The organism is Methylocystis sp. Sn-Cys (assembly GCF_016745395.1).
GTDB lineage: Bacteria > Pseudomonadota > Alphaproteobacteria > Rhizobiales > Beijerinckiaceae > Methylocystis > Methylocystis iwaonis.
Genome location: NZ_JAERVJ010000003.1, coordinates 43,591 through 66,646 on the forward strand (window position 1 = coordinate 43,591; position 23,056 = coordinate 66,646).

The window sequence follows — 23,056 nt, forward strand, 5'->3', positions numbered from 1 at the left end:
GATGCTCGCATATGTTCCAATGGCGCTCGGAAAGGCGGAAGTCCTGCGCTTTCGTGACGCGCTCGCCGGCGCGCCGTGGGAGGACGGCGCGCCATCGGGAGGAGCAAGCAAAACGGCGAAGCGAAACAGCCAGGTCCCGCCCGACTCCGAATTGGCGCGCAAGCTCGGGGCGGCGGTGGGGTCAGCCCTGCTCGCCAGTCCGGCATTCGTTGCGGCGGCGATCCCACTGAGAATCTTCCCACCTCTTTTCGAGCGTCACGAAGTGGGGGATCGCTACGATCCACATGTCGATAATGCGGTGCGCGGAGACGCCATGACCGGCGCGCGCATCCGCGTCGATCTCGCAGCGACTCTCCTCCTGTCGGAGCCCGAGGAATATGACGGCGGCCATCTCGTCGTTGAAGACATGTTTGGCTCTCGTGATTTCAAGCCCCGCGCCGGCGATGCAGTGCTGTTTTCCGCTGGCAGCCTGAACATGTTGACGCCCATCACAAGAGGCGAGCGCATCTCATCCTTTGTCTGGCTGCAGAGCATGATACAGTCGGACGAGGCGCGCGATCTGATCTGCGATCTCGATACGGCGATACAGGACCTTTCGCCGCGTATCGATGGGGACGACCCCGACATGCGCAAGCTCACGACTGTCTATCACAACCTCATCCGAATCTGGGGAGAAGCGTAGGCGCCCATGCTGATCTGCATTCCCGAGGTATTGACCAAACAACAGGTGGCTTTCTTTCGAGAGACCATGTCGGCTGCCGATTGGGAGGATGGTCGCGCCACGGCCGGCGCACAATCATCGCTCGTGAAGAGCAATTTGCAGCTTCCGCAGGACAGCGGCGCCGCCCGGGAATTGGGCGAGCATGTCTTGCAGGCCCTCGCCAATTCGCCGGCTTTCGTGTCAGCGGCGCTGCCGCTGAAAATCTTTCCGCCGCTCTTCAATCGCTATTGCACGGGACACAATTTCGGCCTCCACGTCGACAACGCTATTCGCGGCGTTCCCGGCGCAGCGGTCCGCATTCGCACCGATCTGTCTTGCACCCTCTTCCTCTCTGAGGCCGAGGATTACGACGGCGGGGAGCTTGTGATCGAGGACCGCGTGGGGCAGCAGGAGGTCAAGCTCGCTGCAGGCGATCTGGTCCTTTACCCGTCGACGAGCCTTCATTTCGTCCGTGAGGTCACGCGCGGCGAGCGCGTCGCTTCCTTTTTCTGGCTGCAAAGCATGATCCGGGACAATGTGGCGCGCGCTTTGCTCTTCGATCTAGACCAAGCGATCCAGTCCTTGAGCAATCGGCTTGGCGCTGGCGACCCGGCTTGCGTGCGGCTGACAGGCATCTATCACAATCTCATTCGGATATGGGCGGAAGCATGAAAAGCATAATGCGATCGGCGTTCCTCGGAATGCTTGCTCTCGGGAGCTTCGTCTCATCCTGCGCGGCTCAAAGCCCCTCGGCTGCGCGCGCAGTCGATGCAGCCAAGACTCACGACCTCTCCGTCTGGGCGATGTTTTACAACGCGGACATCGTCGTCAAAGTGGTCATGATCGGCTTGCTGCTCGCCTCGATGGGAACGTGGACCGTTCTGATCGCCAAGACGATCGAGCTGAAGCGCGCGCGCCAGCGCGCCATCGATGCGATCGCCAGGCTCTCCGAGGCGCGCGGACTTTCGGAGGCGCGACTTGCCTTGGGCAATGCAGGTCGTTTGACCGCCGCTCTTCTGTCCGAAGCAACGCGGGAACTGAAGCTGTCCTCGGACATTCTCTCCGGACCTGGAGTCAAGGAGCGTATCGCCTCCTGTTTTGCGGAAGTCGAACGCGCCGAGGCGCAGTCGATCAAGCGCGGGACGGGATTGCTGGCTTCCGTCGGCTCCACGGGGCCCTTTGTCGGCTTGTTCGGCACAGTCTGGGGCATCATGAACAGCTTCATCGGCATTTCGAAAGCGCAGACGACCAATCTCGCCGTCGTCGCGCCCGGCATCGCCGAAGCGCTTCTCGCGACCGCCGTCGGCCTCTTTGCGGCCATTCCCGCGGTGCTGATCTACAACCATCTGGCGCGCCAGACCGGCGCCTATCTCGAACTCGTGACGAATGTCTCAGGCGAGCTGCTGCGCATCGTTTCCCGCGACCTCGATCGCGGACATCATGCAAACAAGATCCAGGCCGCGGAGTAAACGACCATGGCCGCGCATCTCGGCAAGGGCGACCTTCAGGAAACGCATGAGATCAACGTCACGCCTTTCATCGACGTCATGCTCGTTTTGCTGATCATCTTCATGGTTGCGGCGCCGCTCGCGACCGTTGATCTTCCCGTCGATCTTCCTGCCTCCAACGCCGCGCCGCACGAGAAACCGGACAAGCCCGTCTATGTGACGATCCAATCCGATCTTGCGCTCGCGATCGGCGACACGCCGGTCAAGCGCAACGATCTTATCACGACGCTGGAACGTCAGCTCGGAGACAAGAACAAACGCATCTATTTGCGCGCCGACAGCGCGGTGCCATATGGAGAGATGATGGCGGTGCTGGAGCGGTTGCGCGCCGGCGGCTTTCTGAAGGTTGCGCTTGTCGCGCTCGATGCGGGCGGCAAAGACGCGAGCGCCGTGAAATGAGCGGCGCGACGGCTCTGAGAAACGAAGCGCCCAACAACAGGCTCTGGAGCCTCGCGGCGCTTTGCGCGATACTCCTGCATGTCGGCGGCGCGGCGACGGCGCTCCTCTCCCTGCGCGGCGACATCGAAGACGACGCCAGCGGCGCGCCCGCGATCGAGCTTTCACTCGAACCCGTCGCGGCGCGCGAGACCGAGCCGACCGATCTGCCGCCCGGCCCCGTCACCGACGAATCCGCTGCCGCGGCGCCCTCCGTCTCCTCCGCCGAAACGAAGGAAAGCACCGAAGAGCAAATTGCGCGCGCCGAGGCGGAAGACGCGGAATTGTCGCGCGACGCCAAACCGGAACGGCCGGTCGAAAACCAAAAGTCGCAGCAGGCCCAGCAGGTCGTTTCGAGCGAGTCCGCTGCGTCCGAAGCGACCGCGCCGCCGAAATCGGAAGCTGCGAAAGTCGCAGATCGCCCCGCCGCGCCGGTGCAAGGCGCGGATGCGGCGGTGAACGCCGTCAAGCTGACGTGGCAAAAGGCGCTCATGGCGCATCTTAACCGCGCGAAACGCTATCCGGCGGGTGGCGGCAGGCGTGCGGCGGAAGCGAGCGTCCATTTCACGCTCGATCGGCTCGGTCACGTGCTGGCCTATAGCGTCAATCGCTCTTCCGGCCTCCCGCTCTTCGACGAGGCAGCGCTCGCCATGATGAAGCGCGCCGATCCGGTGCCGCCGCCCCCCGCGGTCATCGCCGACCAAGGATTGTCTTTCGACGTGCCGGTGCAGTTCCGAGCGGACCGGCGATAAGCCGGGCCGCGCCGCCTGCGGAGCATGCCCTCGGTTCAGTCCGCGGGCGCCGCCTCAGCGGTCTCCGCGCTCGTCGCGGCGTTGGGATCGCCTGGATCGGTTTCCCATGCGACCCCGGGAATAGCCACGATGCGCCTGCCCAGGCTGTCGAGGCGGCAGACGATCGCCTCACGCTCTTCCATATAGGCCAAAAGGCGGCGCGCCCGCCGGGGGGAGTTGGTGCCATAGGCGCGGGCGACCTCTGCGTCGGAGGGGCAGGGGCGGCGGTCGAACGCCGCCCGCGCAAGGGAGAGGAACACGCCCTGCGAGTCCTCCGGCAGCGCGTCCGCCATGGCCAGCACTTCGGCCCAAGGAGAGCCCTCCGCTTCCGCCTCGGCGAGGTCGACGCCCGCATGGGCCGCCGCGAGTCGCCGGCGGAACGACGCCAGGCTGAGCGGCTCGCCGCCAATACGGCGAATCCGGCAGCGCGCCAAAAAGTCCTGGTAAAGCGCGGCGGCGGCGCGGAACTCGCCGGCGCCCTCGCTCACGATATCGCAGACCGCCGCGTCGATCGCCGCTTGGCGCTCCTCAGGCGACAGGCCGGGCGGCGGCTCGGCGACAGGCGGCGGCGACGGCGGCGCGCTGCGGGCGAGCTGGGCCAGCACGTCCACTGTTGGCGTCACCGCTGCAGGCCGGCGCGGAACCGAGAGACGGGCCTCCTCGGCGCCGGGCGTGAACAGCAGATCATGGGCGTCCTCCGCGGCCAGAGGCTCCGGCAGCGGCGCCAGCTTGGGATTGGTCGAGCGCGCCGAGGTCTCCACCGGGCCTATTCGCACGGGTAGCGGGCGGCGCGCCAAGGCCGGGCCGAGGGCGACGAAATTGCCGCTCTCCAGGTCGCGGAACATCTCGGCCTGGCGGCGCTCCATGCCGAGGAGATCGGCGGCGCGGGCCATGTCGATGTCGAGGAAGGTGCGGCCCATGAGGAAATTGGAAGCCTCCGCCGCGACATTCTTCGCCAGCTTGGCGAGGCGCTGGGTTGCGATGACCCCCGCGAGGCCGCGCTTGCGTCCGCGGCACATGAGATTGGTCATGGCGGCGAGCGACGCCTTGCGGGCCTCGTCGGACACCTCGCCCGCGGCGGTGGGGGCGAACAATTGCGCCTCGTCTACAACCACCAGAACGGGATGCCACATCTCACGTTCGGCCTCGAACAGGCCGCCGAGGAAGGCGGCGGCGGCGCGCATCTGCTGCTCGGTCTCGAGCCCTTCGAGATTGAGCACCACCGAGACCCGGTGCTTACGCACCCGCGCGGCGATGCGCTGGAGGTCCGCTTCGCTGCGCTGGGCGTCGACCACCACATGGCCGTAGCGGTCGGCCAGGGTGACGAAATCGCCCTCCGGGTCGATGACCGCCTGCTGCACCCATGGCGCGCTCTGCTCCAGCAGGCGGCGCAGCAGATGCGACTTGCCGGACCCGGAATTGCCTTGCACCAGCAGGCGCGTGGTCAGCAGCTCCTCGAGATCCAGCAGGGCCGTCGCCCCGCCCGCGCGGGCGCCGAGGTCGATGGAAATCTTGGGGGACGGCGTCATCGCAGCGCCCGCCCGGCAGTGAGGGAACCAAAAATCATTGCGCGACTCATATCGATTCGCGCGGCGCGTTCAACTGCGGGGAACGATCAGGCCTCTCCCGCCTGGGGGGCTCGCAGGGTGCGAGTGCTCGCCATACCGCAGCGTGGAGCTTATCTTTTGATTTTCTTGGTGAGCGCGGGGAGCTTATCGATACCAGGTCCGAGGTCGTGAAAGTGCATGACATCGAGGTGGCCCACGACAAGTAGGACGATCTTCCTCTATTAGGCGAAGAAGAATGCGGTGGGCGACCTTAGACTTGAAGAGCAAGCGTCCACGAAATCGCTTAGAATACTGTCATGGATTCGGCTAACGATAACGATCCATATTTCCTTGGCGGCGATGATTTTCGTCGCGGTATTCCGCGCCATTCGAACCCCTAAGACGAATGGCAATACGGTACTCCGGCTTGGGAGGCGTGGTTCGACGGATGGGATGAGGCCGCCAGCGGCACATCATACAGCATTGATTAACCGAGAACTTGTACCTTCCACCCGATCCTATCGTCGAGGGATCTGGGCGGAGTGCGCGCGCATGTTGCAAGTGCTTGATAGGACTCGCGATCGCGTTTCGAAGAACGCACCGCAATCGTGGACTGTCGGTAAGCAGAAGGTCGTTCTCGGTGACTGCGAGACCCTCCTCGCCGGAATCCCCGCCGGGAGCGTCGACGTTGTTGTCACCTCGCCACCCTATAACATAGGCGTCACCTATCGATCCTACGACGACCGCAAGCCAAGGCAGGCGTATCTCCAGTGGCTTGGACGGATCGCCGTTGAGATTTCGCGCGTCCTGAAACACGACGGCTCGCTGTTTCTCAATGTCGGGAGTACAAATTCGGACCCGTGGGTGGCGATGGACGTCGCCAACGTCTTTCGTGAACATTTCACGATGCAGAACAACTTCACTTGGGTGAAGTCCATTTCGATCGGAAACGATTCCGTTGGGCATTTCAAGCCGATCTCCGGAAAGCGCTTTTTGAATCACAACCACGAGTCCGTCTTCCACTTCACGAAGTCAGGATGTGTGGAGCTCGACCGCTTGGCGATCGGGGTTCCGTTCAAAGACAAGACGAACATCGCTCGATGGGGCCACGAGCGAGATAAGCGATGCGGCGGAAACGTCTGGTTCATCCCCTACAGAACGGTCCGGTCGAAGTCGCAGAAGTTCGGTCACCCCGCTGGCTTCCCAGTCGAGTTGCCGGAGCGTTGCATTCGTCTGCATGGGCGGCAGAACCCGGTGGTCCTTGACCCGTTTCTCGGCGCTGGATCTACTCTCGCAGCCGCGCAGAAGCTTGGTTGCGACGGGATCGGTATCGAGATCGATCCCGTCTACGCGCAAACCTCGGTGGACAGGCTACGGTCGGCCTAGTTTCGGCCCTAGCGTCCGTCCGAAGGCTCGGATCAGTCGATCTTCCCAACCGCCATTGTTGTAATCGAAGGCATAGCGGGGGATGCGTTCCAAGTCCGACGCGGACAGGTCGAGTTCGCCTGTCTTCGTGTCGACGCTACTCTGCAATCTTACCATCAGCGCCTGAAAGCCGCCGTCGGAGGCGCTCGCAGCGGGCTGTTTCATCAATTCCTGAATCTCACCCGTGTTCAAAACAACCTTCGTCATTCGGTCGTCCTTCTAGGCCACGGCTTCGAGGTAATCGAAACCCCTGCATCACGTAGTGGGTCAAGGTTCCCCTTCAAGGACATCGCGAAGGTTTGGCTGTTGACAGGATTTCAGGGGGGCATGCGGCTGGCGGAATGATCTTCCGCCTGATCATCCACTTCCCTTGGACGCCAATTGGCCCCAACGAGGCAATACAACTGGTTGTTTTTGTTGGTGAGCGCGCCGGGGCTCGAACCCGGGACCCCCTGATTAAAAGTCTCATTTTCCGCCTATCCGGCACTATCCGATTCCCAGCCATAGTGCGATAGTGTATTGATTTATATTGACATTATCTTCGACGTCGTTTCCGATTGCCGCCAGCGACTATCTTTCAAGTGGTCACCATTTGGTCACCGAAGGAGGCGAGATGAGCGAGCGAATTGCGAAGCTGACAAAGCGCGTCGTCGACGCGGCGGCGCCAAACGCCGAGCGCTATGTCATCTGGGATAGCGCCCTCAAAGGGTTCGGCCTGAGGGTCGAGCCCTCGGGCACGAAGACATTTCTGGTCCGATATCGGGCTGCCGGGCGAAAGCGATTTGTGGCGGTCGGCCGGTTTGGCCCCTTGACCCCGGAACAAGCGCGGGGGCTGGCGCAGGCGACGCTCTCCGAGGTGCGTACGGGGCACGATCCGGCGGAAGAGCGACGCCGGGAGCGCGCGGCGATAACAGTCGCGGAGCTGGCGCGGCGGTTTCTGGCGGAGCATGTCGGGCCGAAACGGAAGGGTACGACAGCCATTCACTATCGAAGCCTGATTGAGCGTTATCTCGTTCCAAAGCATGGCGCCCGCAAAGCGCATGATCTGTCTCGGCCCGATCTTGCGCGCCTCCATCTGTCCATGCAGGAGCAGCCCTATCAGGCCAACCGGCTGCTTGCGGTGGTCGCCAGCATGTATTCGTTTGGCGAGCGGATGGGACTGACGCCCGAAGCGTATAATCCGGCGAGCCGTATCGAGCGATTTCCGGAAAGCCGACGTGAACGGTTTTTGAGTAAGGAGGAGTTGGGGCGGCTCGGGGAAGCATTCCGACGCTTCGAAGGCGACGGGCGGTTCCGAGAAGGGGTCGCCGCGTTGAGGTTGCTACTGTTCACCGGGGCTCGGCTGCGAGAGATCCTCCACCTGCGCTGGGAGCATGTCGATCTCGACCGCGGGCTTTTGTTCTTGCCCGACTCGAAGACCGGCAAAAAGACAATCACGCTCAATGCGCCGGCGATGATGGTGCTGAGCTCGCTGGAACGCCTTGGCGACTGCGTCATTCCCGGCGCCAATCCCAATGTCCCGCGAGCCGACCTCAAGAAGCCTTGGCTAGCCGTCACGGAGGCGGCCGGCCTTGAGGGATTACGCATTCACGATCTGCGCCACTCCTTTGCCAGCGTCGGAGCCGGGGCGGGGCTTGGGCTCCCGATTGTCGGCAAGCTTCTAGGCCATATGCAAACTGCTACAACGCAGCGCTACGCGCATCTCGACGCCGACCCGGTCCGTCTCGCTGCAGATAAGATTGGCGCGAGCCTCGCCGCCGCGCTTGACGGCAGTGCATGAGAACGGCGAGGGGATGGTCAATCATGCACCTCGGGCCCGCCTGCAAACGCGATAACTTCCTCCGAGTTACCGGTTGAATGCTCGCCGAGGAGGCCGGCGATCCGGGGCCGTGACGACAACAAGCGATCCTTGGCCGTGCATGCTGGGACGCGGATGCGTCGGGCGGCATCGTGCGCGATTACGCGCTCGAAACCCTGGCCGATGACGACACGGTTCTCGTCGTCGACGAGACAGGGTTCCTGAAGCTGGGCAAAGCCCCCTGCGGCTCGTGCGGCAATACACGGGCTCGGCGGGCAAGACCATGAGCCGTCAGATTGGCGTCGTCGCCTGCTTTATCGCGTCGCGCGGCCATGCTTCATTGACCACGAATTCTCTGGCGGCGCGCCTTGCTTCTCTCCCGCTCCGGACAGCCATCCGAAAATCTTAATGGCTTCCTTATGTCTTTTGCGGCCATCCTCCATCGTGTCTGATCGGTCCTTCGGCGACAAACTCGAACTGACAGATAATGCAGGCCATGGAGTTCTGTCATGCCAGAGCCAATCTTCGCGTTAGGCCTTTTCGCCTTGTATTCACCGTCGGAAACAATCTCGTCCAGGAGATCAAATGGCGACGGGATAGAAAGACACGGCGCAGTTGAGGAGGCGACGAATGCTCGACTTTGTCTACGTCGCCTTGGACGTCGTTCTTTTTGTTGTCGCCGCCGCCTATGCGCGCGCGTGCGGTCGTCTTTGAAGGAGCGGCGGCATGTCGGAACCAGCCATCGGCCTGATCGTCGCCGTTCTTCTCGGCGTCTATCTCGCCTACACACTTTTGCGTCCCGAAAAATTCTGATGAGGGAGGCCCGGCTCCGTCCGGGTGTTCGCCATGACCGCAATCGGACTGGCGCAGATCGCCATCGTCCTTCTCGCCGTGATTGCCGCAGCCATGTCGCTCGGCGCCTATATGGCCCGAGTCATGGGCGGAGAGCGCACAGCGCTTACGCCAGCGCTCGCGCCCATCGAGCGCGGGTTCTACAAATTATCCGGCGTCGATCCGGCGCGTGAGCAGAATTGGCTCGCCTATGCGATGGCCATGCTCGCATTCAGCATAGTCGGCTTGCTGTCGCTCTATGCGCTGCAGCGGCTGCAGGGCGTTTTGCCGCTCAATCCGCAAGGCTTCGCAGGCGTGCAGGCCGACCTCGCCTTCAATACCTCGGTAAGTTTCGTCACCAATACGAATTGGCAGAATTACGCCGGCGAGACGACCATGAGCCATCTGACACAGATGCTCGGCCTCACTGTGCATAATTTCATCTCCGCCGCGACAGGACTTGCGATGGCCTTTGCGCTGGTTCGCGGCTTCGCGCGCAGCGAGTCTTCGACAGTCGGGAATTTCTGGGTCGATCTGACGCGCGCGACGCTTTACGTGCTGCTGCCCATGTCGATCGTCCTGGCGTTCGCGCTTGTCGCGCTCGGCGTTCCGCAGACGCTTGCGGGCTCCACTCAGGCGACGACGCTCGAAGGCATTGGTCAGGTGATCGCGCTCGGACCTGTCGCCAGCCAAGAGGCAATCAAGGAGCTTGGCACGAATGGCGGCGGCTTCTTCAACGCCAATTCCGCGCATCCCTTCGAAAACCCCAACGCGCTTTCCAATATGCTGGAGATATGGGCGCTTCTCGTCGTTCCTTTCGCCTCGGTCTTTGCCTTTGGGCGCGCGGTTCTCGATGCGCGACAAGGGCGCGCGGTCGCGACGGCGATGGGGATCGTGCTGCTCTTTGGCGCGCTTTTAGTGTATTGGGCGGAAGCGGCGGGCAATCCGCTTCTGACGGACATCGGCGTCGATCCTTCGCCCGGCAATATGGAAGGCAAGGAAGTCCGCCACGGCGTCGCCACCAGCGCCCTTTTCGCCGCCGCGACAACGGGAACAAGCTGCGGCGCCGTCAACGCGATGCACGACTCTTTCACCCCTCTCGGCGGTCTGCTGCCCATGTTCAACATGCTGATGGGCAGCATTGCGCCGGGCGGAGTTGGCGCCGGGCTTTACGGTTTCCTCATGCTGGCGGTCATCGCTGTCTTCGTGGCGGGTCTGATGGTCGGGCGCACGCCGGAATATCTCGGCAAGAAGATCGAAACGCGGGAAATGAAGCTCGCCATGCTGGCGGTGCTGATCTACCCGCTGACCGTCCTGGGCTTCACGGCCGCGTCCGTCATGTTGCAGACAGGCCTCGCTAGCATGAACGATGCGGGGCCCCATGGATTGTCCGAGGTTCTCTACGCCTTCGCCTCGGCCAACGACAACAATGGCTCCGCCTTCGCGGGTCTTTCGGGCAACACGCTTTGGTATAACACCACGCTGGGCGTCGCGATGTTCGTCGGCCGCTTCTTCTTCGTCATTCCGCTGCTCGCGATGGCGGGCTCCTTCGCGGCGAAGAAGAGGGCTGCGGCCTCGGTCGGCACGTTTCCGACGCACGGCCCGCTGTTCATCGGCCTGCTGCTCGGCGTGATCGTCATCCTCTACCTTCTGCAATATTTCCCGGCGCTGGCTCTCGGGCCGATTGTCGAGCACTTGCTCATGACCGCCGGAAAAACCTTCTGAAAGGAGCGCGCTGATGTCTTCGAAAGTCGCCGCTCCCGGCTTGTTCGACGCCGGAATCATCCAACGCGCCAGCATCGACGCCTTTAAGAAGCTCGATCCGCGCCGGCTGGCGCGCAATCCGGTGATCTTCGTCACGGAAATAGTTTCAGTGCTGGTCATGGCCTTTTTTGTGCGAGACCTCGTCGCCCAAAATGGCCAGGCGTTCTTCTCGGGCCAGATCGCGGCCTGGCTTTGGTTCACGGTGCTGTTCGCCAATTTTGCCGAGGCCGTGGCGGAAGGGCGCGGCAAGGCGCAGGCCGACGCGCTGCGCAGGACCCGTAGCGATGCACACGCCAAGCGACTCATAGACCCCTACGGCGAAGCCGGCATGAAAGAAGTCTTTCAAGGCGTCTCCGCGCTCGAGCTGCGCGTCGGCGATGTTGTGCTCGTCGAGCCTGGCAATCTCATTCCCGGCGACGGCGAGGTGATCGAAGGCGTCGCCTCCGTCAACGAGTCCGCCATCACCGGCGAATCCGCTCCCGTCATCCGCGAGGCGGGCGGCGACCGTTCGGCCGTCACAGGCGGTACGACCGTCTTGTCCGACTGGATCAAGGTCAAGATCACCGCGGCGCCCGGCTCGACTTTCATCGACCGGATGATCGCGCTCGTCGAGGGCGCGCAGCGGCAGAAGACACCGAACGAGCTGGCCCTCTCCATTCTGCTTTCTGGCCTGACGATCGTCTTTCTCATCGTATGCGTGACACTGTGGCCGCTTGCGGCCTATTCGGGCGCGTATCTCTCCATCACTGTGCTCATTGCGCTGCTCGTTTGCCTGATTCCGACGACGATCGGCGGGCTGCTTTCAGCGATCGGCATCGCTGGCATGGATCGCCTCATCCGCTTCAACGTCATTGCGACCTCGGGACGCGCGGTGGAAGCGGCGGGCGACGTCGATACGCTCCTGCTCGACAAGACAGGCACGATCACCTTCGGTAACCGCATGGCCGACGAATTCGTGCCTGTCGGCGGCGTTTCAGAGCATCACCTCGCCGAAGCGGTGCTGCTGGCGTCTCTCGCCGACGAGACGCCAGAGGGCCGTTCGATTGTCGCGCTGGCGACGAGCCGCTACGGTCTCGCGGGTCCGACGCTCTGCGCCGAGGCGACGATCGTTCCCTTTTCGGCGCATACGCGCATTTCGGGCGTCGATCTTCCCGGCCGCTCGCTGCGCAAGGGCGCCGTCGATGCGGTGGTCTCGCAGGCGACGACTTCCGTTTCCGAGTGGAACGGCGGCGGAACGACAATGCTCTCTGCCGGCGTGGTCGATCGCGCGCGCGTCGAATTCGATCAGGCGGTCGAGCGCATTTCCCGCGCCGGCGGAACGCCGCTCGCCGTGTCGGAAAACGGCCGGCTGCTCGGCGTGGTGCATCTGAAGGACATCATCAAGCCCGACATAAAAGCGCGCTTTGCCGCGCTGCGCGCCATGGGGATCAAGACGGTCATGGTGACCGGCGACAATCCGATCACTGCGGCGGCGATCGCGGGCGAGGCGGGCGTCGACGACTTCATCGCGCAGGCGAAGCCCGAGGACAAGCTCGCCTATATCCGAAGGGAGCAGCAGGGCGGGCGCCTCATCGCCATGTGCGGCGACGGCACCAATGACGCCCCGGCGCTGGCGCAGGCGGATGTCGGCGTCGCCATGCAGACCGGCACGCAAGCCGCGCGCGAGGCCGGCAATATGGTGGACCTCGACAGCGATCCGACGAAGCTCATTGAGATCGTGCAGATCGGCAAGCAGCTTCTGATGACGCGCGGCTCGTTGACGACCTTCTCGATCGCCAACGATGTCGCGAAATATTTTGCGATCATCCCGGCGCTTTTCGTCGCCGCCTATCCCCAGCTCGAGACGCTCAACGTCATGAAGCTGGCGTCGCCTCAGTCAGCGATCCTTTCGGCGGTCATTTTCAATGCGCTCATCATCATCGCGCTCATCCCGCTCGCTTTGAGGGGCGTCGAATATCGCCCCGTTGGCGCCGCCGCGCTGCTGCGTCGCAATCTGCTGATTTACGGCCTCGGCGGGATCATCGTCCCCTTCGTGGGGATCAAGGCGATCGACCTCGTCGTCTCTCTTCTTCATCTCGCTTGACGAGGCAAGAATGCTTTCCCAACTTCGTCCCGCAATTGTCATGATGGCGCTGTTTACCGCCCTTACGGGCGTCGTCTATCCGCTCGCCATCACTGGCGTCTCTCAGCTCGTCTTCGCCGAGCGGGCCAATGGCAGCATGATCGAGCGCAACGGCGTGATCGTGGGGTCATCCCTCATCGGCCAGAATTTTACGTCCGAGCGCTATTTCCACGGGCGCCCCTCGGCGACCGTCGGCTATGACCCTGCCGACGCCAGCAAGACCGTGGACGTCCCCTACAACGCCGCGAACTCCGCCGGTTCCAATCTCGGCCCGACGTCGAAGAAGCTCGTCGACCGCGTCAATGCGGCGATCGAGGCCGAATTTGCGGCAGGGCGCATCGATGTCGTTGCGGCCGACGCCGTGACGACCTCGGGGTCGGGCCTCGATCCCCATATCTCGCCGCAATTCGCGTTGGCTCAGATAGCCGCCGTCGCCAAGGCGCGCGGGCTCGGCGAAGATCGGTTGCGGCGCCTCGTGGAGGAGCATACGGAAGGGCGGCTCATGGGCGTGATCGGCGAACCGCGCGTTAACGTCCTCCTGCTCAACATTGCCCTCGACGCGCTAAAATAAACCGAGATCAGGCGGAGCGGAGACGCCTTTGTCGCGGGACGAGTTCGATCGCCGCCCTGACCCCGACGCTCTCCTCGCCTTGAGCGAGAAGGAGGGGCAGGGCAAGCTGCGCGTTTTCCTTGGCGCGGCGCCGGGCGTTGGCAAGACCTACGCCATGCTCCTGCGCGCTCGTGCGGCAAAGGCCGACGGTGTGGATATTGTGGTCGGCCTTGTCGAAACGCATGGCCGCGCCGAGACGCAAGCGCTGCTGGAGGGGCTCGACGTCCTGCCGCGTCGGCGCAGCGAATATAAAGGGCGCGCGATCGATGAATTCGACATCGACGCCGCCCTCGCGCGCAAGCCCCAGCTCATCGTCGTCGACGAGCTCGCCCATACCAACGCCCCCAATAGCCGGCATCCGAAGCGATGGCAGGATGTCGAGGAATTGCTTCAGGCGGGGATCGACGTCTGGACAGCGATGAATGTCCAACATCTAGAGAGTCTCGCCGATGTTGTGACTCGCATTACCGGCGTAGCCGTCCGCGAGACTGTGCCCGACCGTCTGTTGCAGGACGCAAACGACGTAATCCTCGTCGATCTCACGCCGGAGGAGCTGCTCCAGCGCCTGAAAGAGGGGAAGGTCTATGTTCCGGAGACGGCCAGGCGGGCCACGCAGAACTTCTTTACGCCACGCAATCTGACGGCCCTCCGCGAACTTGCCCTCAGGCGCACCGCCGAGCGCGTCGATGATCAGATGGTTGATCTTTTGCGCCAGGGCGCCATCGAGGGCCCCTGGGCGACCTCGGAGCGCCTTCTGGTTTGCGTCGGCCACGACAGGACGACGCTTGCGATCGTGCGCGCCGGCGCGCGCCTCGCCACCGGCCTCAACGCCCCGTGGGTCGCGCTTTATGTTCAATCCGCTGGCGGGGAGGAACAGTCCCCCGAGACCGTCAGACATATCGACGCCGCGCTACGCCTGGCCGAGCGGCTCGGCGCGCAGGTCGAGCGCATCGCCGGAGACGACCTCGCCGCGGAAGTGCTCAAATATGCGCGCCGGGAGAATATTACCCAGATTGTTCTCGGGCGCTCGCGCGCCGGGCGTCTGGCGCGTCTCCTCGGCCGATCTTTCACGGACGAAATCGTCAGGCGCTCCCAAGATATCGCCGTCCATGTCGTCGTCGACGATATCGGGACTGCCGAGCCGCGTCCCCGCCGATGGCGGCAGCCGAGTCTTACCCCAAGCTGGGTTTCGGTTCTGGGAGCCATTGGCGCGGTCTCGCTCACCGTCGCTTTTGCCTATGGTCTCGATCGCTGGCTGCATCCGCCCAACCTGTCTGTCGTCTTCCTTCTGCCTGTCGTCCTGTGCGCCGCCCGATTGGGGCTGACGTCGGCGATCGCGGCCGCCCTCCTGTCCTTTCTCGCCTGCGATTTCTTTTTCATCGAGCCGCGTTACGTTTTCACCATTTCGGAGCCTCAGGAATTTCTGGCGCTCGTCGTGTCCCTGGTCGTCGCTGTGATCACCGGCGCCTTGGCGAGCAAAATGCGCGAGCAGACGCAGAACATGCGGCGGCGGGCGCAAGCGGCGCAGGGGCTTTTCGAATATTCCCGCAAGCTCTCCGCCGCCAAGGACCTCGACGAAGTGCTCTGGGCCGCCACCGTGCAAATCCAGAAGGCCCTGAACGCGCCAAGCGTCGTTATGCTCATGCCCAACGAGGGCGAACTGCGTCTTGCCGCCGCTTGGCCCCCGCTGGACCAGCTCGACGCCGGCGAGGCCGCCGCGGCGCGGTGGGCGCTCGAAAAAGGCGAGGCCGCCGGGTGGCGGACCGGGACGCTCCCGAATGTCCGCCTCCAGTTCCGTCCGCTGGCGGCGGCGCGGGGCGTCCTGGCCGTTTGCGGCGTCGAGCCTCGTTATCCCAGCGAGCCCTTTTCCGCCGAGGAGGAAAGTGCCTTGACCTCGCTGATCGAACAATCTGGCGTCGCCGTCGACCGGTCGATGCTCGTCGGCGAATCGATCCGGGCGGCGGCGTTGGAGGAAAACGAAAAGTTGCGCACAACGCTGCTGGCCTCGCTGTCTCACGACTTGCGCACGCCTCTCACCTCCATCACCGGGGCAGTGACCAGCCTGCGAGAGCTCGGCGAAAAACTGCCGAAGGCCGATCGTGACGATCTCTTGTTGTCGATCGAAGAAGAAGCCGGGCGGCTCACCCGGTTCGTCGCCAATCTTCTCGACATGTCCCGAATCGAGTCGGGCGCTCTCTCGCCGCGTCGCGATCTTGTCGATGTGGCGGAAGTCATCCGGCGACTTGTCGAAAGATGCAAAAAGGCTTTTCCTGGCCAGAAACTGGGGATCAGCGTCGCCTCCAATCTCCCGCCTATTCGTGGGGATGCCAATCTGCTCGAGCAGGTTCTCTTCAACCTTGTCGACAACGCACAAAAATATGGCGGAGAGACCGGCGCCGTCATCCATGCGCGGCGCGAAGAGAAAGATGTAGTCGTCACGGTGACCGACGAGGGGTCGGGCGTGAAGCCCGCCGATCTCGAGCGCATTTTCGAGAAGTTTTATCGAAGCGGTCGCATCGATGGGCGCAAGGCGGGCACGGGCCTCGGCCTGTCGATCTGTCGCGGTTTGGTGAGCGCAATGGGCGGGACCATCATCGCGCAAAGTCCCGCGATCCGACGAAAAGGAACGAGGATCGTCATGCGTTTCCCTGCCGTGTCCGAGCAGTAGGAGAGCAATTGCATGAACAAGCTGCGCGTCCTCATTGTGGATGACGAGCCACAGATCAGGCGCGTTCTCAGACCTTCCTTGATCGCGAGCGGCTACGAGGTGCAGGAAGCCGCAAGCGGCCATGACGCGCTTATGCGAATTTCCGAGCGCCTGCCGGACCTCGTGATCCTCGACCTCGGCCTTCCGGATATCGACGGCAAGGAGGCGCTCCGCAAGCTGCGGCTCGTGACGACGAAAACGCCTGTCATCATTCTTTCGGCCCGCGAGCGGGAATCCGAAAAGATTGCAGCGCTCGATCTCGGCGCCAACGACTATGTCGAAAAGCCGTTCGCCATGGGCGAGCTCCTCGCGCGCATGCGCGCGGCGCTGCGCCTCGCGCATGCCGCAGACGCGGAGCCCGTAACCATTACGGCTGGTGCCTTATGCGTGGATATTCCCAAGCGGCTCGTGACCAGGAACGGACAAAACTTGCGCCTCACGCCAAAGGAGTTCGACCTTTTGGCGATCCTCGCGCGTAACGCCGGGCGGCCTCTCTCGCATCGGGAAATACTTCGCGCCGTGTGGGGGGCGTCGCATCAGGACGATGTGCAATATCTCCGCGTCTTCATCGGCCAGTTGAGGGCCAAAATAGAGGACGATCCCGCGACGCCCCGGATTGTTCTTACCGAGACGGGGATCGGCTATCGTTTCATAGCTGATTAGATGGCGTAAAGGGCCGCAGCGACTCGGAGGCTTCGCTGTGAGGAGGTCTTTTCATCCTTCAGAATTGCGGTGTGAAACGGAGCCCGACCTTTCGTCGGTTCCAAGCATCATCGGAGGATGACCATGGACCCCAGCTGATGTAGTCGCGGCTAATCACGAGATCGCCGACGTCGGCTCAGCCCCGCACCAGGACATGGATGTGGAGATGCTCGGTGTTCCAATGGTCGATCGCCGCCCAGTCGATTATGGTCCCGAGATCGGGGGCCAATCTCGCCCATGAGATCACGGGCGAAGGCGCGCAAGTCGGAGAGCTCCTGGGCGTCATCGGGCGAGACGATGAACCGGAAATGATGACGGTCGCCCTGGCAGCGACCCGCGAAGTCGCGTGTGTCCGCCTCGTCGCCAGCGGCGTCGAACATTCGTCCGGGCGCACCGTCGCGGGTGACGCCGTCGCGTTGCAGATAGGAAGATGCGTCGTGAGCGGCGCCGACTTCGGGCCGTGGCGCACAACCCGCGCCTTGAGCACAACGCCGCGCGAATGGGAGGTCAGGCCGCGCAGCGCCGGAGACGCTCGTCGCCCGGCCGCGGCCGAAGGCGACGCGCCCCTTTCCGCGCGCGCCCGAATGATGGAGACCGCCCGCCTTCTGTGTCGCGGCCAGCACGCGCGACACGAAGCTCTTCGCTCTTCCCGGCTTCGTCGAGCGGATGCGGCGGGGCCGAACGCGAATGTCGTCGTCACTCGACATGGCGAAGCGCAGACGAGGTGGAAATTGGCGCGTCGTTACAGGGACCTGCTGCGAGTGAAAGGCTGTGCGTCGAAAACGCAGCCTGTGTGAATGCATTGAAGCACAACGACAAACCGACCGCCGGACAAAGCCGCAGGCTGTCCCTTTTATCTTGCGATAAGTCGGTCGCTGGCGCTCCCTCGGGAGCGCTCGCGCACAAAGGCGCGAGGACATGCGCAATTCTACGAAAATGGGGGAGCGGTGTCATTGGGACGCTCCAGACGACTGGCGAATAGCGAAAAGGTCGGAGGCGCGCGAAGGAGCAGCAGGCGACGCAGCGTTGAGGCGACCTGTTGCGCGCAAATCTGTTGCAAATAGTCTGACATCTGGCCGCGCCGGAATTTGAGAACGTCGTGTTCGTCCGTTGGCGCTGAGAGCGGTATCCGCGCTGTGTATCGACTGTTTATCGTCGCCCGACGCGGTGATCGCCACGAAGATAGAGGCGCGGTTGCAGGAGGAAACCAAAAAAAGGTGCCGCGGAGCGACCGCCGAGTTAAAGTGCGGACGCAATCCTTCGGTCATAATCCGTCGTTTCGGCCGGCAAAGCGCGACCGCGAAGATAGTCCTCATAGCGCCCTGGACCGGTGTTATAGGCCGCCAGAAAGCCGTGCTCGCCATATTGGTCGAGCAATTCGCGAAGGTAGGCGGCCCCAGCCAGAATATTGTCATAAGCGTCGAACGGGTCGGCGCCGAGGCCGTAGCGCGTGCGCAACTTGGCGTAGGTCGCCGGCATGAGTTGCATGAGGCCAATCGCGCCTTTGCTGGAGACGGATTTGGCGTCGCCGTCGCTCTCGGCGCGCATGACGGCGCGCAGCCAATGGACAGGGAGACGGAAGCGATTGGACGCCTCCGTCAGTGCGCTTTTGATGGCGAGACGGCGCGATTTTTCGTTCGCTATAGCGTCGCCGCCTGTGGACTCCGCAAAAGCAGGAAGCGCCGAAAAGACGCAGAGCAGGGCGCGCGCACTCGCTTGAAATCTTGCCGAACCCCGGCGGATGGAAGCGCCGCAGCAAGTTACGTCTCTGCAGAGGGATGGATCGACCATCACTCCGCCTCCGTCCAGATCGGTCGCGCTCGGCTGATGACAGCGTCAATCGGAAGCGCCCCGAATACCGCCCGTTGAGCGAGGCTGGATGATCCCAATTGAGCCGGAAGTTTTCACCGGGCTTGAGCGTAAAGCATCCGCTCCAACGCGGCAGATCGCGGCCCGCGTGATCGCGCGCATTCGCCTCTGCGACGACGCTGCCGTCAACAGATATTGTGAGGTCAGCTCGGGAGACGTTCTGTCCGCGGAGCGCCGCCACTCGCTTGATGAGCAGCGCGCCTTTGGGCAGCTATCCGCGCGCGGTGAGCCGCTGGCGAGGGGGTCGGGCGGCCGCGCGACGATGAGATCAGTGATGGCGAGCGCGCCGAGTGGACGGACAGCTTAGAGTCCCATGGGCGCATTGGCGGACGCGTTCCAGACGAGAAGCGGCTCACAGCCGCTGGCGAAGATCGACGCGATTGCGTAGACGACGACGAAAGCAAGAGCGAGTGTCCTCATGGGCGTCGCTCCAAGGCGCCGGGCTTTACGCCCGGAACGGTGGTGCAGGGCTCGCCGTCGTCTCAGGCGCGCAGGATGTCGACCCGCGAGACGAGCGTTCCATGTGCATTCGACGCCCAGCGGATGAAGGCGAAGATGGCGCCCGGCGTGAATGTCGCGACGCGTCGCCGGCGATGAGCGTTTGCTCGCTGATCGGCTTGCCAAAGCGCAGCCAGCGTTCAATCTTGCCTCTGACGAAATAGAGTTCGACTTCGGTCGGCGCGCTCATGACCGGCCTCCGTTCGACTCATGGTCGAAGGGAGACGCGGGCCGAATTCTGTCTGCGAAGGGTCGTTGTCTCGAAGGGATGACGGCGTCGCCGTCGACCGGATGGTCGGCTCTGCGCGCGCGGCGTGGGCGCCGAGCTGCGGGTGCGCCTTCTTCTCTTACCGGCTGGCCTTTTGCTCGTGGGGCGACAGTCGAGCGGGAGGCGCCCGCCGTTAGAAGGAATCCGAAGGATTCCGAAGTTAGTAAGTTAAGAGCGCCGTGAATGACGCCGCGACAATGGCTTGGGCGCCATTTTGGTCCCCGATAGCACGAGGATTTGGTCCCCGATAGCACGATAGCTTCGGTCCCTGATAGCACGAGGCTATTCACAGCTTTTCCACAGCGGCGAGACGACGATCGAGGCGCTGAACGGCGCGCTCGAGCGGATCGGTGGTGAGCGACGCGAAGACCAGAAGTTCGCGGTCGAACAGCCCTCGGCGAATGTCGAGCCGGTAATTGGGAATGGGCTGGCGCCGAACGATGTCGCGCAGATCGAAGGCGAAATGTTTGAGCGGCGAAAGCGCGCCGGTTTGGCGTGGAGATGCGTGAAATCGAAGCTCCAGCTGCCCTGGTGATTGCCGGCGTCCTTGCGAACGAGGCGATAAAGCCAGATAAGCCCCGTCGATTGTGACCACCAAGGCTTCGTTGATGACGTGCACATAGAACCAGTCGGGGATGATGAGTTCGACGCCGATAGGGCGTCCGCTCGGATCGGCGGTCTCCTTCCATTCGTTGGTCGAGGAGAAGCGCCGTCGCCGGCGCTCGGTGCATTGACGGATGGAAGTCACGGCGTTCGTCAATTGCAGGAGGTCGAAGGCGGCGCGCAGCCGTTGATAGTTGCGCACGCCCGTGGCGCGGCCGGTGAATGTGAGGATTTCTACACGCTCATGGCGAAGCTAAAGATGCAGTTGTTCGGGCCCTGACTTATCGGGCTCGCCCGCGGCGTCCTATAAATTTTCAGTGAGGCGCGAGTGGTCACCATGTGGTCACCAGCCTATAGCGCGCAGATACCACGCGACGCTTATATCTTTGATTTTGTTGGTGAGCGCGCCGGGGCTCGAACCCGGGACCCCCTGATTAAAAGTCAGATGCTCTACCGACTGAGCTACGCGCTCTAACCGTTTTGCCCCGTCACATCTGGCGGCGGGGCTGTAGGCAGGCGGGTCGGTCCGCTTGCCGGCCGCTGGCGCGGCTAGCGTTCAACTACCGGCCGCCGCGGGGCGGGTCAACCCCGCTTCGGCCGGTTCCGCCTTCAATCGCCCCAAAAAGCTAACCGGCGATGAAATTGGCGGCAATTACGACCAAGCCGAAGATCAGGGCCGCAACCACTGTGGTGATCGCGGCTTTCCTGGCGAGCTGGGGCGCGACGGGCGAGCCCGGATCGGCGCCTTCCGGCAGCTCCTCGCCCGCTTCCTCGGACGAGCGAACGCCGAGCGGCAGGACCGCAAGCAGGGTGATCCACCAGATCGTGACGTAGATCGCCAGGGCGAGGGGAAGCGGGAAGGGCATGGGTCAGGCCTGCTCGAGTTCGATCAGCGTGCCGCAGAAGTCTTTCGGGTGCAGGAAGAGCACCGGCTTGCCATGGGCGCCGATCTTCGGCTCGCCGTCGCCCAGAACTCTGGCGCCCGCGCCCTTCAGTTGATCGCGCGCCGCGAGGATGTCGTCGACCTCATAGCACACGTGATGGACGCCGCCGGACGGCGACTTGGCGACGAAGCCGGCGATGGGCGAATTCTCGCCATAGGGCTCGAGTAGCTCGATCTTGGTGTTCGGCAGTTCGACGAAAACGACGGTAACGCCGTGTTCGGCGAGCGTCTCGGGCTCCGTTACCTTTGCGCCCAGCGCGTCGCGATAGACCGCCGAGGCTTTTTCCACGCTTGCGACGGCGATAGCGACGTGATTGAGACGACCGATCATTCTTTAATTTCCCCAAGCCGAGCGGCGACGCCGCGATGTTGCTCGCGGCATTAAGGCCACGGCGGGACAAATATCAACCGTCCTCGACGATCTGGATCGGGCTGCCGCGCAAGCTGCTTATTTCGCTGCGCAGAGGCGTGAGGCGCGGTTCATGCGGCGCGAAAACGAACCAGGGGCAGCCCTCGTCGCGCGCCCGACGGAGCGACTCTCTCGCTTCGGCGTCTCGGCCGAGCGCCAGTTTCGCGGCCGTTTCGAACAGAAGCGGCGGCGCCGCGTCGTCATTCGACGAACAGGCGGCAAGGGCCGTTTCGGCCTCGTCGTGCCGTCCCGCTCTCGCGAGCACATAGGAAAAGGCGGCGAGAAGCAGCGGGTCGTTGGGCGTCGCCTGCAATCCGTGTCGCGCCGCTTCGTGAGCGTCGTCATGCTTTCCGCACAGGCTGCACGCCGTGGCGGCGACAACGCGCAGGCTGGCGGCGTCGGGCCGCAGATGCAGCCCCCGGCGGGCCAGCGCGTCGGTCGCTTCGGGATCGCCGGCGCAGAGCTCCAGCCAGGCGCGCAAGCTCAGAAGCGTTTCATCGTAAGGGCAAACCCGCAGCCCGGCTTCGACGTCCCGGATCGCCTCGGCCAGCCGATCGCCGCCCGCGAGCGCCCAGCCGCGGTAAGCCCGCGCCCTGCCGTAATCAGGGTCTTGCGCCAGCGCTCTGTCGAGCATCTCCAGCCCCTCGTCGAGCCGCGCCGAGAGCGTGGCGCGCGCCCAGCCCAGCGCGGCCAAAGCGGGAGGAAAATCAGGGGAAAGCGCGAGCGCGCGGCCGGCGTCGGCCTCGATCATCGCCGCCGCTTGCGCGGGGCGCAGATGCCCGCGAACGACGCGGCCGGCCGCGATATCGGCGGAAAGCGACCAGATCGCCGGCGATTCGCCCCCGTTCTCGACCGCGGCCGCGATCGCCGCTTGCGCCCGGGCGTAGCCGTCGCGGGAATGCGTTCCGGCGAGCTCATAGGCCGTCCGCCAAAGATCGAGAATGCGTCCCTCGATGGCCTCAGGCGGCGCGCGCATAGGCTCGTTCTCAGGGTCGGCCGGCTGCACCTTCGCGCGCAGGGAGAGACCCCGGCCATAGGCGGTCGCGATCAGATCGCCGGAGCCGGCTTCTCGCAGCGGCTTGCGCAAGAGATAGGCGCAGCGGTCGATCGAATCGTCCGACGGCGGGCGATCCGGCCATAGTCGGGAAGCGATCTCGGCCTTCGAGACGACTCCCCCATTCGACTCGAGAAGAAGTTCGAGCAGTTGTCGGGCCTGGGGCCCGAGGTGAATCGGGACGCCATCCCGTTGTAAGCCGGTCTGAGCGCTGTAAAAAAATCCTGCGAACCTGACAGAACCGACCATCGTCCCCTCCCGGGTTACAATGTCCGATTTCGGCTGTCTGGCGCAAGACCTTAAAATAACAAATCTTTTTGCCTTTGGCGTTGCGAGAATCTCGCAAATGCCGGGCATAAAAAAACGCCGGGCGTACCTCCGGCCCGGCGTTTTTAGAACTTCCGAGCTGTCGCCCAGCGGTTCTAAGGCCGGTTTAGAGGGGCAGGGTGACGGGGAAATGACATTGCGCCGA

Annotated in this window: 22 protein-coding genes, 1 tRNA gene and 2 pseudogenes; 15 read left to right on the plus strand and 10 right to left on the minus strand. The window is 63.5% G+C overall.

What is annotated here, in order from left to right:
• Position 1 precedes the first annotated feature (1 nt).
• From JJT62_RS07340 to JJT62_RS07360, 5 genes are read left to right on the plus strand one after another with little or no spacing between them, the layout of a single operon-like run.
• Entirely contained in the window at positions 2-682 is a 681-nt protein-coding gene (locus JJT62_RS07340; RefSeq protein WP_202072072.1) for a Fe2+-dependent dioxygenase, read from the plus strand.
• 6 nt (positions 683-688) lie between these two features.
• Positions 689-1,372 (plus strand): Fe2+-dependent dioxygenase, encoded by a 684-nt coding sequence (locus tag JJT62_RS07345; RefSeq protein WP_202072073.1) that lies wholly within the window; start codon positions 689-691, stop codon positions 1,370-1,372.
• Between the two features lie 8 nt (positions 1,373-1,380).
• A complete protein-coding gene (gene exbB, locus JJT62_RS07350) occupies positions 1,381-2,169 on the plus strand; it encodes a tonB-system energizer ExbB (protein WP_246744770.1) in 789 nt (262 codons plus the stop codon).
• 6 nt (positions 2,170-2,175) lie between these two features.
• Entirely contained in the window at positions 2,176-2,607 is a 432-nt protein-coding gene (gene exbD, locus JJT62_RS07355; RefSeq protein WP_202072075.1) for a TonB system transport protein ExbD, read from the plus strand.
• Complete coding sequence (locus tag JJT62_RS07360) at positions 2,604-3,395, plus strand: energy transducer TonB (RefSeq protein ID WP_202072076.1); 792 nt, start codon at positions 2,604-2,606, stop codon at positions 3,393-3,395. Before exbD ends, JJT62_RS07360 begins: the two co-directional genes overlap by 4 nt.
• 35 nt (positions 3,396-3,430) lie before the next feature.
• Here JJT62_RS07360 and JJT62_RS07365 read toward each other — a convergent pair whose 3' ends face one another.
• Complete coding sequence (locus JJT62_RS07365) at positions 3,431-4,963, minus strand: ATP-binding protein (RefSeq protein ID WP_202072077.1); 1,533 nt, start codon at positions 4,961-4,963, stop codon at positions 3,431-3,433.
• 570 nt (positions 4,964-5,533) lie between these two features.
• Here JJT62_RS07365 and JJT62_RS07370 point away from each other — a divergent pair.
• A complete protein-coding gene (locus tag JJT62_RS07370; RefSeq protein WP_202072078.1) occupies positions 5,534-6,367 on the plus strand; it encodes a site-specific DNA-methyltransferase in 834 nt (277 codons plus the stop codon).
• On the opposite strand, the gene JJT62_RS07375 is transcribed toward JJT62_RS07370, so the two are convergent.
• Positions 6,353-6,613: an aspartyl-tRNA synthetase gene (locus JJT62_RS07375; protein WP_202072079.1), complete on the minus strand. Its 261-nt coding sequence runs from the start codon at positions 6,611-6,613 to the stop codon at positions 6,353-6,355. The two genes, JJT62_RS07370 and JJT62_RS07375, sit on opposite strands and share 15 nt — an antisense overlap.
• 406 nt (positions 6,614-7,019) lie before the next feature.
• On the opposite strand from JJT62_RS07375, the gene JJT62_RS07380 reads away from it, so the two are divergent.
• The 9 genes and pseudogenes from JJT62_RS07380 (at position 7,020) to JJT62_RS07415 (ending at position 17,737) form a co-directional block, all read left to right on the plus strand.
• The gene (locus JJT62_RS07380) at positions 7,020-8,186 is read left to right on the plus strand and encodes a site-specific integrase (protein ID WP_202072080.1); all 1,167 of its coding nucleotides are present in this window, start codon (positions 7,020-7,022) and stop codon (positions 8,184-8,186) included.
• A 77-nt stretch (positions 8,187-8,263) separates the two neighbouring features.
• Positions 8,264-8,541, plus strand: a pseudogene (locus JJT62_RS19095) (transposase); the annotation flags it as partial.
• 389 nt (positions 8,542-8,930) lie between these two features.
• The gene (gene kdpF / locus JJT62_RS19535; protein WP_202072455.1) at positions 8,931-9,017 is read left to right on the plus strand and encodes a K(+)-transporting ATPase subunit F; all 87 of its coding nucleotides are present in this window, start codon (positions 8,931-8,933) and stop codon (positions 9,015-9,017) included.
• 33 nt (positions 9,018-9,050) lie between these two features.
• Positions 9,051-10,760, plus strand: coding sequence for a potassium-transporting ATPase subunit KdpA (kdpA, locus tag JJT62_RS07390; protein ID WP_202072081.1), 1,710 nt, complete (start codon positions 9,051-9,053; stop codon positions 10,758-10,760).
• 13 nt (positions 10,761-10,773) lie between these two features.
• A complete protein-coding gene (kdpB, locus tag JJT62_RS07395) occupies positions 10,774-12,882 on the plus strand; it encodes a potassium-transporting ATPase subunit KdpB (RefSeq protein ID WP_202072082.1) in 2,109 nt (702 codons plus the stop codon).
• Positions 12,883-12,892: 10 nt separating this feature from the next.
• Positions 12,893-13,492, plus strand: coding sequence for a potassium-transporting ATPase subunit KdpC (gene kdpC, locus JJT62_RS07400; protein ID WP_202072083.1), 600 nt, complete (start codon positions 12,893-12,895; stop codon positions 13,490-13,492).
• Positions 13,493-13,520: 28 nt separating this feature from the next.
• A complete protein-coding gene (locus JJT62_RS07405; RefSeq protein WP_202072084.1) occupies positions 13,521-16,199 on the plus strand; it encodes a sensor histidine kinase KdpD in 2,679 nt (892 codons plus the stop codon).
• Positions 16,200-16,211: 12 nt separating this feature from the next.
• On the plus strand, positions 16,212-16,901 hold the full coding sequence (locus JJT62_RS07410) for a response regulator (RefSeq protein WP_202072085.1): 690 nt from the start codon (positions 16,212-16,214) through the stop codon (positions 16,899-16,901).
• A 347-nt stretch (positions 16,902-17,248) separates the two neighbouring features.
• Positions 17,249-17,737: a hypothetical protein gene (locus JJT62_RS07415; protein WP_202072086.1), complete on the plus strand. Its 489-nt coding sequence runs from the start codon at positions 17,249-17,251 to the stop codon at positions 17,735-17,737.
• 442 nt (positions 17,738-18,179) lie between these two features.
• Here JJT62_RS07415 and JJT62_RS19540 read toward each other — a convergent pair whose 3' ends face one another.
• The 8 genes and pseudogenes from JJT62_RS19540 to JJT62_RS07455 all read right to left on the minus strand — a co-directional run bounded on the left by JJT62_RS19540 (position 18,180) and on the right by JJT62_RS07455 (position 22,833).
• Positions 18,180-18,731: a lytic transglycosylase domain-containing protein gene (locus JJT62_RS19540; RefSeq protein WP_202072087.1), complete on the minus strand. Its 552-nt coding sequence runs from the start codon at positions 18,729-18,731 to the stop codon at positions 18,180-18,182.
• Between the two features lie 112 nt (positions 18,732-18,843).
• A pseudogene (locus JJT62_RS19105) lies at positions 18,844-18,990 on the minus strand (S26 family signal peptidase); the annotation flags it as partial.
• Positions 18,991-19,291: 301 nt separating this feature from the next.
• Complete coding sequence (locus JJT62_RS07430) at positions 19,292-19,444, minus strand: DUF2840 domain-containing protein (RefSeq protein WP_246744796.1); 153 nt, start codon at positions 19,442-19,444, stop codon at positions 19,292-19,294.
• A gap of 417 nt (positions 19,445-19,861) precedes the next feature.
• Positions 19,862-20,380, minus strand: a complete 519-nt coding sequence (locus tag JJT62_RS07435) for a replication initiator protein A (protein ID WP_370568502.1) — start codon at positions 20,378-20,380, stop codon at positions 19,862-19,864.
• 194 nt (positions 20,381-20,574) lie between these two features.
• Positions 20,575-20,650, minus strand: a tRNA-Lys gene (locus JJT62_RS07440).
• Between the two features lie 154 nt (positions 20,651-20,804).
• Positions 20,805-21,044 carry a DUF1467 family protein gene (locus tag JJT62_RS07445; protein WP_202072088.1) on the minus strand — a complete coding sequence of 80 codons (240 nt, stop codon included), beginning with the start codon at positions 21,042-21,044 and terminating at the stop codon, positions 20,805-20,807.
• A gap of 3 nt (positions 21,045-21,047) precedes the next feature.
• Positions 21,048-21,452, minus strand: a complete 405-nt coding sequence (mce, locus tag JJT62_RS07450; RefSeq protein WP_202072089.1) for a methylmalonyl-CoA epimerase — start codon at positions 21,450-21,452, stop codon at positions 21,048-21,050.
• Positions 21,453-21,525: 73 nt separating this feature from the next.
• Entirely contained in the window at positions 21,526-22,833 is a 1,308-nt protein-coding gene (locus tag JJT62_RS07455; protein WP_202072090.1) for a winged helix-turn-helix domain-containing protein, read from the minus strand.
• Positions 22,834-23,056: the final 223 nt, after the last annotated feature.